This is a genomic window from Beijerinckia mobilis, assembly GCF_000745425.1.
GTDB lineage: Bacteria > Pseudomonadota > Alphaproteobacteria > Rhizobiales > Beijerinckiaceae > Beijerinckia > Beijerinckia mobilis.
The window spans coordinates 21,739-35,346 of record NZ_JQJH01000020.1; the positions used below are offsets into that span (position 1 = coordinate 21,739).

Annotated in this window: 11 protein-coding genes; 4 read left to right on the forward strand and 7 right to left on the reverse strand. The window is 57.8% G+C overall.

The annotated features are described in order from the left end of the window. Nucleotides 1-118: 118 nt before the first annotated feature. The 3 genes from DL88_RS14315 to DL88_RS14330 all read right to left on the reverse strand — a co-directional run bounded on the left by DL88_RS14315 (nucleotide 119) and on the right by DL88_RS14330 (nucleotide 3,138). Nucleotides 119-1,120 carry an HlyD family secretion protein gene (locus DL88_RS14315; RefSeq protein ID WP_051956001.1) on the reverse strand — a complete coding sequence of 334 codons (1,002 nt, stop codon included), beginning with the start codon at nucleotides 1,118-1,120 and terminating at the stop codon, nucleotides 119-121. Between the two features lie 669 nt (nucleotides 1,121-1,789). Then, nucleotides 1,790-2,170 (reverse strand): hypothetical protein, encoded by a 381-nt coding sequence (locus DL88_RS14325; RefSeq protein WP_034997338.1) that lies wholly within the window; start codon nucleotides 2,168-2,170, stop codon nucleotides 1,790-1,792. Nucleotides 2,171-2,385: 215 nt separating this feature from the next. After that, the gene (locus DL88_RS14330; RefSeq protein WP_034997441.1) at nucleotides 2,386-3,138 is read right to left on the reverse strand and encodes a 16S rRNA (uracil(1498)-N(3))-methyltransferase; all 753 of its coding nucleotides are present in this window, start codon (nucleotides 3,136-3,138) and stop codon (nucleotides 2,386-2,388) included. Between the two features lie 120 nt (nucleotides 3,139-3,258). Between DL88_RS14330 and DL88_RS14335 the strand changes: the two genes are divergently transcribed. The 3 genes from DL88_RS14335 (at nucleotide 3,259) to DL88_RS19960 (ending at nucleotide 5,104) form a co-directional block, all read left to right on the forward strand. Further along, complete coding sequence (locus DL88_RS14335) at nucleotides 3,259-3,714, forward strand: hypothetical protein (protein ID WP_245270848.1); 456 nt, start codon at nucleotides 3,259-3,261, stop codon at nucleotides 3,712-3,714. A gap of 26 nt (nucleotides 3,715-3,740) precedes the next feature. Next, nucleotides 3,741-4,670 (forward strand): 4-hydroxybenzoate octaprenyltransferase, encoded by a 930-nt coding sequence (gene ubiA / locus DL88_RS14340; RefSeq protein WP_245270850.1) that lies wholly within the window; start codon nucleotides 3,741-3,743, stop codon nucleotides 4,668-4,670. Nucleotides 4,671-4,930: 260 nt separating this feature from the next. Next, a complete protein-coding gene (locus tag DL88_RS19960; RefSeq protein ID WP_034997343.1) occupies nucleotides 4,931-5,104 on the forward strand; it encodes a DUF1328 domain-containing protein in 174 nt (57 codons plus the stop codon). A gap of 332 nt (nucleotides 5,105-5,436) precedes the next feature. Here the strand turns inward: DL88_RS19960 and purU are convergent, their stop codons facing one another. Together purU and DL88_RS14355 are read right to left on the reverse strand one after the other, a co-directional pair. After that, complete coding sequence (gene purU, locus DL88_RS14350) at nucleotides 5,437-6,303, reverse strand: formyltetrahydrofolate deformylase (protein ID WP_034997344.1); 867 nt, start codon at nucleotides 6,301-6,303, stop codon at nucleotides 5,437-5,439. Nucleotides 6,304-6,637: 334 nt separating this feature from the next. Next, nucleotides 6,638-7,459, reverse strand: a complete 822-nt coding sequence (locus tag DL88_RS14355) for a hypothetical protein (protein WP_034997345.1) — start codon at nucleotides 7,457-7,459, stop codon at nucleotides 6,638-6,640. A gap of 292 nt (nucleotides 7,460-7,751) precedes the next feature. Here DL88_RS14355 and DL88_RS14360 point away from each other — a divergent pair, with 292 nt between their 5' ends. Further along, nucleotides 7,752-7,979: a hypothetical protein gene (locus DL88_RS14360; RefSeq protein WP_034997348.1), complete on the forward strand. Its 228-nt coding sequence runs from the start codon at nucleotides 7,752-7,754 to the stop codon at nucleotides 7,977-7,979. Nucleotides 7,980-8,047: 68 nt separating this feature from the next. On the opposite strand, the gene trmFO is transcribed toward DL88_RS14360, so the two are convergent. Both trmFO and uvrA read right to left on the reverse strand, forming a co-directional pair. Beyond that, nucleotides 8,048-9,487 (reverse strand): methylenetetrahydrofolate--tRNA-(uracil(54)-C(5))-methyltransferase (FADH(2)-oxidizing) TrmFO, encoded by a 1,440-nt coding sequence (gene trmFO, locus DL88_RS14365; RefSeq protein WP_084705204.1) that lies wholly within the window; start codon nucleotides 9,485-9,487, stop codon nucleotides 8,048-8,050. Nucleotides 9,488-10,422: 935 nt separating this feature from the next. Beyond that, entirely contained in the window at nucleotides 10,423-13,404 is a 2,982-nt protein-coding gene (gene uvrA, locus DL88_RS14375) for an excinuclease ABC subunit UvrA (protein ID WP_084705206.1), read from the reverse strand. Nucleotides 13,405-13,608: the final 204 nt, after the last annotated feature.

Sequence of the window (13,608 nt, forward strand, 5' to 3'; positions counted from 1 at the left end):
CGAGGGAGCCTTTTCAAAGTCCGTTCGGATTGAATGATCGTGGTTTGCCAGCCCTGCGGTCTACGAGACTGCGGAGAATGTTCGAAGGCGTTCCGGGATCGTTGTCATAGCCTATCGCTTATTGCGTGGCGGGTAGTTTGGTGGCGAGACTTGGGGGCCATGGTACTTTCACGCTGGTGCGGACGTAGCCTATGCCCCGCACGCCCGTCTTCACTTCGGCAGCATATTGCTTCAGCAATTTCGGGTCGAGCTGCAGCTTCACACGAAACATCAGCTTCGCTCTTTCGCTGTCGGTTTCAACGGTCTTCGGCGTGAATTGAGCGTCGGTGGCGACGAAACTGATGCTTGCGGGAATGACATATTCCGGAGCCGGATCGACGATGAGCCGTGCCTCGTCGCCAATCGACAACCGGCCGGCCTGGGCGGCAGGCAGATAGATCGTCATATAGACATCGCTGAGGTCAAGCAGGGTCACGATACGCATGCCGGGCGCGACGACTTCGCCGGCCTGGACGAGCTTGTAGAGAACCCTGCCGCTGACCGGAGCCCGCAAGACGAGATCGACCAATGTGGCTTCCAGCCGCTGGACATCCGCTTCGGAACTTTCAATCGAAAATTGTGCCTGGTCCCGTTGCGCATTCGCGGCCTGGACGGAGGCGGTCGCCGCGTCATATTTGGCTTGCCTCAAATCGAAAGTCTGCTGGGTCAGGTAGCCCTGTTTGACGAGCTGCTGGCCGCGTTCCCAATCTGCCCTGGCGAAGATCAGATCGCTGTTGCGCTGTGCGATCACAGCCACGGCTTCGGCATAGGCCTGTTTGGCTTCCAGAACCTTGGCCTGGGCGCCGCGCAATTGCGCTTCCGTTTCGGGTGAACTGATCCGTGCGATGATCTGTCCGGCGGTGACGTCGTCGCCTTCCTTGACCAGCAATTCGGAGAGGCGGCCGCCATATTTCGCGGATACGTCCACCTCCGTTGCCTCGATCCGCCCATTTGTCTGAACGATACCGTCGGGCAATGTCTTGCCGCGCAGCTTGTCGATCAAACCCATGAGTCCGGGTTCCGCCGTGGCCTTTGAAGGGCTTGGAGTTGCGGATGTCGCCAGGCTTTGCAGGTCGCCCATCAACAGAGCTGCGCCGATCGCTCCGGCTAGAACAAGAGAAGGGAAACGCATGAGCGAAATCCTCAAAGGCGGCGTCACGGGATAGTGTCGGTTCCGCAGATGACCGAGAGACCAAAATGCATCGATCGGCGTGCGAAACCCGATCGCGCGCGACGCAATGGCTCGCGTCGCGGCCGCCTCGAAAACACATCAAGCAGAGCACTTCTTCAGGAACGACGATGCGGCCGGAGAGGATTCACCCGAGTGCATTTCCGATCTCTCCGGAAATGCTCCGCTCGAAAAGCAGAGTATTTTCGAAGTGATTCAAACGTCGCGGAAAATGCTCTCGTGAACTACGCAGATCGTCGATTCCATCAGAACGGTTTGCACTCCGCTCCAATCAATATCGGAAGTTCGCATCTTTCTAACCGTACCCATTGGTTCGTTCAAGCGGAACTTTCGCTTGTGATCTTGCTCGGCGAGTATGGCTCGACACTTGATGCCTGGGGATGATCGCCAAGACTTGGGATAATCGTCGGGAAATGATGATGCGGGGAGGGCGAGTTGATGCGATCGATGTGACGAATGCTGAGGAGAGAGGACGCCGCCAGAAACAACGCATTCATGCCACAGGGATATTTCCCGGCGGCTCAACTTGAAGCAAGGAAGGTGATTTCGGCAAAAGCCTCCTTAACGGATGAAGCCTGGCTCCATCACGTCGGAGATATTGGGCAGGCGGAGATGGTCTCGGCGGCCGAGAGAATTGGATTGAGCATGGGCGCGATCATTCGCCCCATCGTTCCGCATCGCCGCCGACATGGCGCTCGGCGCTGTCACAACCCGGTCCGGGAAGCCCTGATCAAAGGAGGATCTCGTCTCGACCCGGACATGACCATCGATCCGGGCACATCGGCCGCCTTCGGCCGGAACGAAGCCAGGGCCATAAGCGGCGCAAGCCTGCCCAACACGTTCTTCTATTCTTTCATCGGAAAGAGATTGGGCATGCGCTGCCTGGACCATGATGATGAGAGCGCAAGCGAGCATGACATTGGAAAAAAGACGCGCCGTCATGGGGCTCCGAATCAAAGTGACTGAAAACAAGAAATATCAATGGCCGAAGGGTGCGCCTGCATTGGGGCAAGATCGTGTTTCATTTTAGCTGCAGGGTGAAGGAAATATTCTAAATTTCGATATAAGCTTTCTCACTTCTTACTGAACCTCGGTCCATCGACATAGGTCGTTGCGCTAACCTTATAGACCTTTGGCAGAGCGACGATGAGGCGGCTTTATTCGGAGCGAATGGCTTCGACGAGTGCGAGGACCGCAACTGCCGCCGTATCGGCCCGCAAAATCCGCGGACCGAGGGAGATTCGGACGTGATTGGGGGTGCCGAGAAGCTTCTCGCGTTCCTCGGGAGCGAAGCCGCCTTCGGGCCCGATCAATACATCGGTGGGAAGACAGGGGACGCCCTTCGGCCGCAGCGCCTCGCGCAAAAGGGGAAGCGGACTCACGGGGGGAGCGTCCTCGTCGCAGAAGACGAGAATCCGGCCGTCGGCACGCCGCTCGAGATAAGCGTCGAGCCGTACAGGCTCTCCGATCGTCGGCAGGGCGAGGATGCCGCATTGTTCTGCGGCTTCGATCGCATTGGCCTGCAGCCTGTCGAGATTGAGACGCTCGGTTTGCGTACGCCGCGTCAAAACCGGTTGCAGCCTTCCGGCTCCCATTTCAACAGCTTTCTGGGCCATATAATCGAGCCTCGCATGTTTTAGAGGCGCGAACAGGTAATGCAGGTCGTTCGGTGGTTCCGGCGGCCGTGTCTGCTGCTCGATGTTGAGTTCGATCGCCTTGCGTCCGCAGGCTGTCAGGACGGCGCGCCATTCTCCATCATTCCCGTTGAAAACAAGGACGGCGTCTCCCGCCGCAAGTCGCAGGACATTGCAGAGATAATGACTTTGCTGCTTTTCGAGCTGGACGCGCGCACCCACCTGCAGAGGGGCGTCGAGAAAGAGGCGTGGCGCTGAAAAATCGTAACGCGACATGAGTAGGACCGAAAGAGCCGGACCGAAAGCGGCGGGCGAGTCTGGAGCGGTGGACAGGAAGGTGCTATCCCCATAAAAGACGAGGCTCAAGCCGAAAGAAGAAAGACAAGGATCATGCGCATGCATCATCTTCCGGCACTGCCAAAAACGGGCTTTCTCGCGCTTGCGGCTGGCCTGATGGTCTTCGCCTGCGCCGCTGTTCCGGCGAAGGCAGAGGATTGCAATTCCGATATTGCCAATCTGAACCAGCGCCGGCAGGCGGTGATCAACCAGTTGAACAAGCTGGCGGCCGGCAACAAAAAGCAGCTGGATCCGGTGGCCTCTTGCCCCAAGCTGCGCAGTCTCGTCAGTGTCGAGCGTGAGCTTGTCGCTTATCTCAGCAAGAACAAGGACTGGTGCTCCGTCCCTGACGAAGCGCTGGAAAATATCAAAGCCATGTCCGCGAAATCCGCGACAGTCGCCAATCAGGCCTGCACCGTGGCGGCTCAGGTCAAGAAGGCGCAAAGCCAGGCCGCTGCCGGCGGTGGTGGCGCCCTCAATGTGCCGCAGGTGAAATTGCCGACGGGTCCACTCTAATGCCCTATGGAAGCCGAATGGAGGGAATGCCGCGTGCGGTGGCTTTGCCGGATGCGGCAACAGATCCCTGGTTATTCAGGCTGACGCCGGATTTTCTGCATCCCTATCTGCAGCTTGCGCGGCTCGATCGTCCCATCGGCTGGTGGCTCCTCGTGTTGCCTTGCTGGTGGGGCAGTGCGCTCGCCAGCCTCGCCACCCGCACGCCACTCCATTATGGTCATCTGCTCCTGTTTCTCATCGGCGCGATCGCGATGCGAGGTGCCGGCTCGACCTATAATGACATTGTCGATCGCGAGATCGACGCGAAGGTCGAACGGACACGCATGCGGCCGCTGCCATCCGGTCGGGTTAGCCTCCACGCCGCTTTTCTCTTCTTTGGCCTGCAATCACTCGTCGGTCTTGCCGTCCTGTTAAGCTTCAATGTCTTTTCGATCGTCCTCGGCATTTCGTCTTTGGGCTTTGTCGCTATCTATCCCTTCATGAAGAGAATCACCTCCTGGCCGCAGGCGGTTCTCGGCTGCGCTTTCTCCTGGGGCGCCTTGATGGGTTGGTCTACAGCTTACGGTTCCCTGACGCTCGCGCCCCTGTTGCTTTATGCCGGAGCGATCACCTGGACGATCGGTTATGATACGATCTATGCGATTCAGGATATTCGCGATGACGTCAAAGCCGGCGTTAAATCGACTGCGCGCCTGTTCGGGTCTCGTCTAAGGCTTTGTGTCGGCCTGCTTTATACGGTCACGCTCTGCCTGAGCGCCCTCGCGCTGATCGGCATCGGCGGTCTTCATGGTTTCGCCTTGCTTGGCTGGGCCGGATTCGCCGTGCATCTTTGCTGGCAGGTGACGAAAATCGATCTTGATGACGGCGCCGGAGCCTTGCGCCTGTTCCGTTCCAATCGCGATGCGGGTCTCATCTTTTTTGCGGGCCTGGCGGCTCAGACTTTTCTCGCCGCCTGAAGCGTTTCGGCTCAATCCGGAAATGCTCTGATACTTCAAGCAAAGCAACAACAGTCGGCCCCCGTGATAGCGGGGCGGCGGCGTTCCGCTAAAGGAAGGCCGCTGTTTGTGCCTGTTTGCAAATCGCAAATCAAATAGCCGTGAGCCAAGGGAACATTCCCTTTCATACATACGTTCGAGTGCTGATTGCGGCCGGGAATTCCAGGCTGCTCGAATGAGTGTAACCGTGATCGGTTCCGCCGGTCCGGGGAGGCTGTATCATGCTGAAATGGGCTTTATTCTTTTTTATCATCTCCATCGTTGCCGCTATCTTCGGATTCTCCGGCATTTCCGAAGCTTCGGCTGATATTGCGCGTATACTTTTCTATATCGCCGTTGTCCTGTTCCTGATCTTTCTTGTGCTCGGGCTTATCGCCGGCAAGGCCTTGCTGTAGCGCAAGGGACAGAAATAGTTTCGGCGCTTCAATGTTTGAGAGCATTGCTTGATCAACCGAATTTATGAGGGATGCTCTTCAACTTCATAAATGCAGCAAACCGGACAGTGGTCTCTTCACTGTCCGGTTTGTTGTTATAGGGTTTACTTTCTTGGGCCTATCCGGGGCCTTGACCATCTCCTGCCTATCAGATTCACCATCTGCCATGATGATGGTCATCACATACGAGGAGTGCGCTGACACATTGTGAGGTGATTGTGCGTAGGCTTCTGACCGATGGTCTTGATGCCGTAGTTTTTGAGTGGAGCCATTCTGGACAGTTCCAGGCCTCTTTAGCGACGAAACACAACGGTTCTGTTGCCATTCGGGAAGACGCGCCCTTCGACGTGGAATTTCACCGCGCGGGAGAGAACGATATTTTCAATGTCACGGCCGATGGCCACGAATTCTTCAGCGGTTTGGCTATGGTCGACGCGTTCGACAGCTTGTTCGATGATCGGGCCTTCGTCGAGGTCGCTGGTGACGTAATGGGCGGTGGCGCCGATGATCTTTACGCCGCGCGCATGGGCCTGATGATAGGGCTTGGCGCCTTTGAAGCTCGGTAAAAACGAATGGTGTATATTGATTGCGCGCCAGGCAAGCGCCTTGCACATATCGGTGGAGAGGATTTGCATGTAACGCGCGAGCACCGTCAAATCGATATGCAGGCGATCGATGATTTCCAGGATCTTGGCTTCCTGTTCGGCCTTCGTCTCCTTGGTGACGGGCAGATGATAATAGGGAATGCCATGCCATTCCACGACGCGTTGCAGATCGGGATGGTTCGACACGACCGCCGGGATTTCAATTGGCAACGCGCCGATGCGGTAACGGTAGAGCAGGTCGTTGAGACAATGATCGAATTTCGAGACCAGGATCAAGACACGCGATTTTCTGGTAGCATCGACAATGTCCCAGATCATCCCGAATTTCGCGGCGATTTCTCCGAAAGCCTGTTTCAACGCAGTGAAAGAGGTCGCATCGGATGACGCCTGAAACATTGTGCGCATGAAGAATTTTTCTGTTTCAGGATCGCCGTAATGGGTGGACTCTGAAATGAAAATATTGCGTCCGGCGAAGAAACTCGACACAGCGGCGACAATACCTACCGTGTCACGGCAGGAAATCGTCAAAATATAGGACGTCGTCTTGGGATCCATCGGGAACTCTAATGCATGCGGCTTTGGATGAAGGGATCAGGTGTGCCTGTCTTATACCAAGTCTCACTGATCCCAACCTGTTGGGATCAGTGAGGTTCGGCGGAAAGCCGCCGCCCCGCAGTCGCGGGGACAAGTCTCAATGAGTCATGCTCATTGAGACTTTGTATGCGCTTGAGACGCCATCAGCCCGGCTGTGAAAGACAGGCCATGTCCCGGGTGAAATCATTGTGTGTCCGTGAACCGGGAGCATCGCTTGATGAGCAGATGAATATGAAAAACCCGGCCTCAGGGACCGGGTTTTTCATTGAAGCCGGAGAGAATTCAGGTCTGGCGATCAGAGGAGATTTTCGAGAGAGATTGGCTGGAAGCCCGAGCGTTCGATCTCGATCACGAAGGCGACGCTGCGTGCAATCAGACGGTCGCGCTTGGTCATGCCTGCCGTCTCGGCCTGGGTGGAGGTGGCGACTTCGGCAAGTTCGGCATCCTTGCTGACCGCGGAGGCATCCCGCGCGAGCCCGCGCAATTTGCCGCTTGCGGGAGCCTGGATCGGCGTTGTTCCGATCCAGCCGACGATCTCGCCTTCCTCGACATCGTCGCCGAGAAATTTCGCGATATGGAACAGGCCATGATGCGGGGCACGGACAACCTTGCCGTCGGGAAAGGCGGAATCCTCATCCTCCGGGCGCACGGGCAGGGTGCCGCTGCGCAGGACAGCGCCCGGATCGCGAAGACCGGTATCGATGACGAGGTCGCAATCATCGCCGGCGACGAAACCGTGACCGATACCGATGGTCAATTCCGCGAGCGACCGCACGCGCTGACGCGGCTTGCCGTCGTATGGTCTCGCATCGACGATGACGTCCCATGGCCAGCGTTCGGTGACTTCCTCGAAATTATGCCAGAGGATCGGGATGAACATGCCGCTGCGCAGACCAGCAAGGAAATCCTTGCTCTTGTCGGAACGGCGCGCTTCCACGCCCTCGAATGTGCAGCTGCCATCCGTCCAGGCATCGGCAAATGACATGCGCCGCCGAATGACCGCTGGCGGCGTACTCTGGTTGATCGCGACCGCATGACCGGCGAGATGGAGTTTTCTCGCCACGGCGGAAGCCAGTTCGCCAATGCCGAGCACGAGGACGGACGTTTCTTCGTTCATCGGACTCTGATTTCCCTGTGAAGGAAAGGTGAATTTACCCAGCTTGAGCCCAGATAACGTCGTGGTCAAGTATGAACATCGTGAAAAATATGAAGCGCGACAGGGCCTCTGACGGACTCTTGAGCAAAATATTTCGGGATCCTGGGCAGGGATCCAGCGAACCCCGCTTCCAGGGTAGACGTTTCTTCGATGGGAGAAGGTGCATCAACGGGCTCGATGCGAGAGATTGCACCTCATGGAGCGGAATCTCAGGAAAAGAAGCGTCGAGTCCACCCCTCTGGAGGAAGAGAAGATGAATACAATCTGGAAAGTCGGATGCTGGGCGAGCGTTTTCGTTCTCGCCATCATCGCCGTGACGCTCCTGTTCAGGCCCGCGGCACGCCCGGATATCGGTTCGAATGGCCTCGTTCATCAGGTCGCGATGCAGAGGAATTTGCCCGACGAAAATAATCCCTATCTCGGCAGCCGCAGCATCGATGAAAGAGGGCGGCCCACCGGCCTGCCTGAAAATCCCCGGTAACCCGCCAAACAAGTACCATGCCAGTGCGAGAGGAAAACAGGCGGCGTGATAGTGTTGGGGGAGCAGTTTTATGAAAGGGTTGTCGCAGCCTCTTGCGGCTCCCCTTCAGCCTGCTCGGCTGGATGCTTCTCGTCGCGCCAGCTTTCAAGGTCGCGTTCCGCGCGCAGGCTCAAGAGGCGCTTTTTGAGCCTGTCCTTCTCCGGTCCCCGCAGCCGCTTCCCGTCGGGCGAAACGATCTTTTCCGTAAGCGGCGGGAACAGGCCGAAATTCACATTCATCGGTTGAAACGAACGAGGGCCGGCGTCGATCGTTTCAATATGGCCGGCGGTGATGTGGTTGAAGAGCGCGCCGATCGAGGTTGTCGCGGGGGGCGGCACGAATTCCTTGCCCAGCCGGTCGCAAACGGCCATGCGACCGGCCAGCAACCCGATGGCGGCGCTTTCGACATAGCCTTCGCATCCGGTGATCTGGCCGGCAAAACGCAGTCTCGGATCAGCTTTCAGCCGCAGGCGTGCATCGAGAACTTTCGGAGTATTCAGAAAAATATTGCGGTGCAGGCCACCGAGCCGCGCAAAACGGGCGTTTTCGAGACCGGGTATGGTGCGGAACAGGGCAACCTGCTCGCCATGTTTCAGCTTGGTCTGGAATCCCACCATATTATAAAGCGTGCCCAGCGCATTATCCTGGCGCAATTGCACGATGGCATAGGGCTTGACCGTTGGCGCATGGGCATTGGTTAGGCCGACGGGTTTCATCGGCCCGTGCCGCAAGGTTTCAGGTCCGCGTTCGGCCATGATTTCGATTGGAAGACAGCCGTTGAAATAGGGCGTGCCCTCCCATTCCTTGAAGGCGATCTTGTCGGCTTTCACCAATGCCTCGACGAAATTCTCATATTGGGTCTTGTCGAGCGGGCAATTGATATAATCGGCGCCATTGCCGCCGGGGCCAACTTTATCATAGCGCGACTGGAACCAAGCCTTCGTCAGATCAATCGAATCGCGATAAACGACCGGCGCGATCGCATCGAAGAAAGCGAGATCCTCTTCGCCGGTCCGGGCCTTGATGCGGCCGGCAAGCGTCTCCGACGTCAAGGGACCCGTCGCTATGATGGTTTGCTCCCAATCTTCCGGAATGTCCTGCACTTCCTCGCGGATCAGGGTGATGAGCGGCGAGGTTTCAATCGCTTTGGTGATGAAGGCGGCGAAGCCTTCGCGGTCGACCGCCAGCGCGCCGCCGGCAGGCAGGCGATTGATATCGGCTGCGTGGAGGATGAGGGAATCGAGACTCCGCATTTCGCGATGCAGGATACCGATCGCGCTGGCCTCGGGATCATCGGCGCGAAAGGAATTGGAACAGACGAGCTCGGCGAGAGCATCGGTCTGATGAGCGGGGGTGTGCCGCAGCGGCCGCATTTCGTGAACGACGACGGGAATCCCGGCGCGGGCGATCTGCCAGGCCGCTTCCGACCCTGACAATCCTCCGCCGATGATGTGAATGGGAGATGACATGTATTTTGCTCGAAAGAGAAGAGCCGGTGCGAGGTATCGCATCCTGCTCTGCGGCATCAGGGCGAAAGAGATCTCTTTTCGGCTCCTGTGAAACCATCGTGATGGGGGACGATACGCTTCCCAGCCCATTCCATAGAGCGTTTCGATTATATCCGAAATGCTTAAGACCGGAGCCCTAGTGAGGCGTATCCTGGCGACAGCTGAAATATGTAAATTCAGCACGATGGATACCAGCGCACAACCCGCTAGGGTGTCGATAATTTCGAAGCGTGGGGGAAGTAGGAGAAAGAGAAGCGCCCGCCGGGGGAGGATCGGCGAGCGCTACTATAGCGGGCAGGGGAGGGAGGGGGAACCTGCCACGCGTCAATTGCGAGAAAACAACGTGTCATTCCCAGTAGGGTGATGAAAGTGTGGGAAAAACTTTCATCCTGCGAGCTGGGGGGAAAGCTCTGAAAGAATGACGACGATATCTCGCATCAACCGGCACAGGAGGGAGATTGGCTCGGTTGATGATTGGAATATCATTTATGAGAAGATTTTCCACAAGCGCCGTTTTTACTTGGCAGACATGCGAAAAACGCATGACATCTAGCAATATCAAGAGTTTCTAGACCTTCTGATCACACTTTGGCGATCACGGCCGAAAGGACCGGCAAGGTTCCGTGATGAGCACGATTCCACCACTTGAGCGGCCGGATTCTGATCCATTTCCCTCGTCTGAGGCTAAACCCGTTTCTGTCGGGGATTGGTGTCGGAACGGAGAGGTTCGAATCAGCCAATGCACCGAGCGCATGGCGTATCTTCGGCGGGGCCAGTGAGAAAAATCTCTGAATTCGGCACCGCTGGAGTGAAAATTGAGGAGCTTTTTGAAGGAAAAATGAAATTTTTTCTTTCTCTCACGTTGAGGGAGCGTTTCCGGAGAAATCGGAAACGTTCTACGTCCGGGATTCGCGGCTTCGCCTTTTGGGTTTCTGCCCGCTGTCTGACTGTTCTTCCCCACCCTCATTCCGGGTGGTTTGCGGCTGTGCCGGCGCCCGGCGTGCCAGCACCTCGGCCAGATAATGCCCAGTATGGCTTTCGCGAACCTTGGTGATCGTCTCGGGGGAACCCTCGGCGACGATCGTGCCGCCGCCGTCTCCCCCTTCCGGGCCGAGGTCGATGATCCAGTCGGCGGTCTTGATGACCTCGAGATTATGCTCGATCACAACCATCGTATTGCCCTGCTCGACGAGCTGATGCAGCACTTCCAATAATTGGGCGACATCGTGGAAATGCAGGCCGGTGGTTGGCTCGTCGAGAATATAGAGGGTGCGGCCGGTCGAGCGCCGCGACAATTCCTTGGCGAGCTTGACCCTCTGCGCTTCACCGCCTGAAAGCGTATTGGCTTGCTGGCCGACGCGGACATAGCCGAGGCCGACGCGGGCCAGCGTTTCGAGCTTGTCGCGGATCGATGGCACCGGGCGGAAAAAAACCGCCGCTTCCTCGACCGTCATATCGAGCACATCGGCGATGGATTTCCCCTTATACTTCACCTCCAGCGTCTCGCGATCGTAGCGTTTGCCCTTGCAGACGTCGCAGGTGACATAGACATCGGGCAGAAAATGCATCTCGATCTTGATGACGCCATCACCCTGGCAGGCCTCGCAGCGGCCTCCCTTGACGTTGAAGGAGAAACGGCCGGGCTGATAGCCGCGCGCCTTGGCCTCGGGCAGGCCCGCGAACCATTCACGGATGGGTGTGAAGGCGCCGATATAGGTTGCGGGGTTGGAACGCGGCGTCCGGCCGATCGGTGACTGGTCTATGTCGATCACTTTGTCGAGGGCGTCGAGTCCGTCGATCTCCTTGAACGGCGCCGGATGTTCCAGCGCGCCGTTGAGCCGACGCGCGGCGGCCTTGTAGAGAGTGTCGATGATGAGGGTTGATTTGCCGCCTCCCGAAACGCCGGTGACGCAGGTGAAAAGCCCGAGCGGTACGCGCGTCGAGACGTGCTTGAGATTATTGCCATGCGCATCGGAAATAGTAATCACCCGTTCCGGATCGGCCTTGCGCCTTGAGCCCGGAACCGCGACCTCGCGGATACCGCGCAGATATTGGCCGGTGAGCGAGGCTGGGATTTCCATGATTTCCCGGGCCGTGCCCTGAGCGATGATCTCGCCGCCATGGATGCCGGCGCCGGGACCGACATCGACCACATGATCTGCGGCGAGAATCGCATCCTCGTCATGTTCGACGACAATGACGCTATTGCCGAGATCGCGTAGGCGCCGCAAAGTGTCGAGCAACCGGGCATTGTCGCGCTGGTGCAGACCGATCGAGGGCTCGTCGAGAACATAGAGGACGCCGGTGAGGCCGGATCCGATCTGCGAGGCGAGCCGGATACGCTGGCTTTCTCCGCCCGAAAGCGTTCCGGAAGAGCGGGCGAGCGTCAGATAATCGAGCCCTACATCGACGAGGAAGCTCAGCCGGTCGTTGATCTCCTTGAAAATGCGCTTGGCGATTTCCTGCCGTTTCGTGTCGAGCTTCGCCGGCAGGGCGGCAAACCAGCCGCGGGCATCGCGAACCGATAAAGCGCTGACCTCACCGATGTGACAGCCGTCGATCTTGACCGCCAGAGCTTCCGGCCGCAGCCTGAATCCGTTACAGGCCTTGCACGGCGTCGCCGTCATGAAGCGGCCGATTTCCTCACGTGTCCATTCGCTGTCGGTCTCGCGATAGCGCCGTTCGAGATTGCGCAACACGCCCTCGAAAGGCTTGGTCACGTCATAGGCGCGGCTATTGTCCTCATAAAGAAAATGGACGGGTTCGGCTCCCGATCCGTAAAGCAGCATGTGCTGTATTTTGTCGTCGAGTTTCTCGTAAGGTGTATCCAGCCGGAATTTGAAATGGTTTGCCAGTGCTTCGAGCGTCTGCGGATAATAGGGAGATGAGGATTTCGCCCAGGGCGCGATTGCGCCCTTGCGGAGACTGAGGCTTTTGTCGGCGACGACGAGATCGGGATCGACCGTCTGCTCGAAGCCAAGGCCGCCGCAGGCCGGGCAGGCGCCGAAGGGATTGTTGAAGGAAAACAGGCGGGGCTCGATTTCCGGAATGGTGAAGCCCGAGACCGGACAGGCGAATTTCGAGGAAAAGACGATCCGCTCCGGCTGGTCGGCGCCACCCGATGTGTCCGCATATTCCATGATGGCGATGCCATCGGCGAGTTCGAGCGCGGTCTCGAAACTTTCCGCAAGACGCGCATGCATGTCGTCGCGGACCGCGATGCGATCGACCACGACATCGATATCGTGTTTCAGCTTCTTGTCGAGTTGCGGCGTCTCGTCGATTTCATAAAAGGTGCCGTCGATCTTCAGGCGCTGGAAGCCGCGTTTCTGAAAATCGGCGATCTCCTTGCGATATTCGCCCTTGCGGCCGCGCACCACCGGGGCCAGCAGATAGAGCCGCGTGCGTTCGGGCAAGGCGAGCACGCGATCGACCATCTGGCTTACCGTCTGGCTCTCGATCGGCAGTCCGGTCGCCGGAGAATAGGGAATGCCGATGCGGGCAAAGAGAAGCCGCATGTAATCGTGAATTTCGGTGACCGTGCCGACGGTCGAACGGGGATTTTTCGACGTAGTCTTCTGTTCGATGGAAATGGCGGGGGAGAGCCCGTCGATCTGGTCGACATCGGGCTTCTGCATCATCTCCAGAAACTGGCGCGCATAGGCGGAAAGCGATTCCACATAACGGCGTTGCCCTTCCGCATAGATCGTATCGAAAGCGAGAGAGGATTTGCCGGAGCCGGAAAGACCGGTGAAGACCACCAGCTTGTCGCGCGGAATCGTGAGATCGACATTTTTGAGATTATGTTCACGCGCGCCACGGATGACGATCGATCGCAAGGGGGATGGTGGCTCAGCTGTCGTGTTCCGGGCGGACATGCTATTGGATGCAATGGGTTGCGCCGACCTCGACTCTTCGGGTTGCGCATCCGGGGTGGCAAGATTGACGGCTTCGGGCGAGGACTTTGCCTTCGCGCCGGTCTTCTCGTTTTTCCTGGTAGTGGACGTGCCTTCGCCGCGAGCCTTGGAGGAGGGTGCTTGCTTGATCGTCATTGTCCCTGGTTCCTCCGGGCGTCGGCAAGG

Coding starts and splice junctions, on each gene's coding strand:
- uvrA (WP_084705206.1), bottom strand. CDS start 13,404: ATGTCCGCCCGGAACACGACAGCTGAGCCACCATCCCCCTTGCGATCG.
- trmFO (WP_084705204.1), bottom strand. CDS start 9,487: ATGTCATCTCCCATTCACATCATCGGCGGAGGATTGTCAGGGTCGGAA.
- DL88_RS14335 (WP_245270848.1), top strand. CDS start 3,259: ATGCATCATCTTCCGGCACTGCCAAAAACGGGCTTTCTCGCGCTTGCG.
- purU (WP_034997344.1), bottom strand. CDS start 6,303: ATGGATCCCAAGACGACGTCCTATATTTTGACGATTTCCTGCCGTGAC.
- DL88_RS14315 (WP_051956001.1), bottom strand. CDS start 1,120: ATGGGCGACCTGCAAAGCCTGGCGACATCCGCAACTCCAAGCCCTTCA.
- ubiA (WP_245270850.1), top strand. CDS start 3,741: ATGCCGCGTGCGGTGGCTTTGCCGGATGCGGCAACAGATCCCTGGTTA.
- DL88_RS19960 (WP_034997343.1), top strand. CDS start 4,931: ATGCTGAAATGGGCTTTATTCTTTTTTATCATCTCCATCGTTGCCGCT.
- DL88_RS14360 (WP_034997348.1), top strand. CDS start 7,752: ATGAATACAATCTGGAAAGTCGGATGCTGGGCGAGCGTTTTCGTTCTC.
- DL88_RS14330 (WP_034997441.1), bottom strand. CDS start 3,138: ATGTCGCGTTACGATTTTTCAGCGCCACGCCTCTTTCTCGACGCCCCT.
- DL88_RS14355 (WP_034997345.1), bottom strand. CDS start 7,459: ATGAACGAAGAAACGTCCGTCCTCGTGCTCGGCATTGGCGAACTGGCT.
- DL88_RS14325 (WP_034997338.1), bottom strand. CDS start 2,170: ATGACGGCGCGTCTTTTTTCCAATGTCATGCTCGCTTGCGCTCTCATC.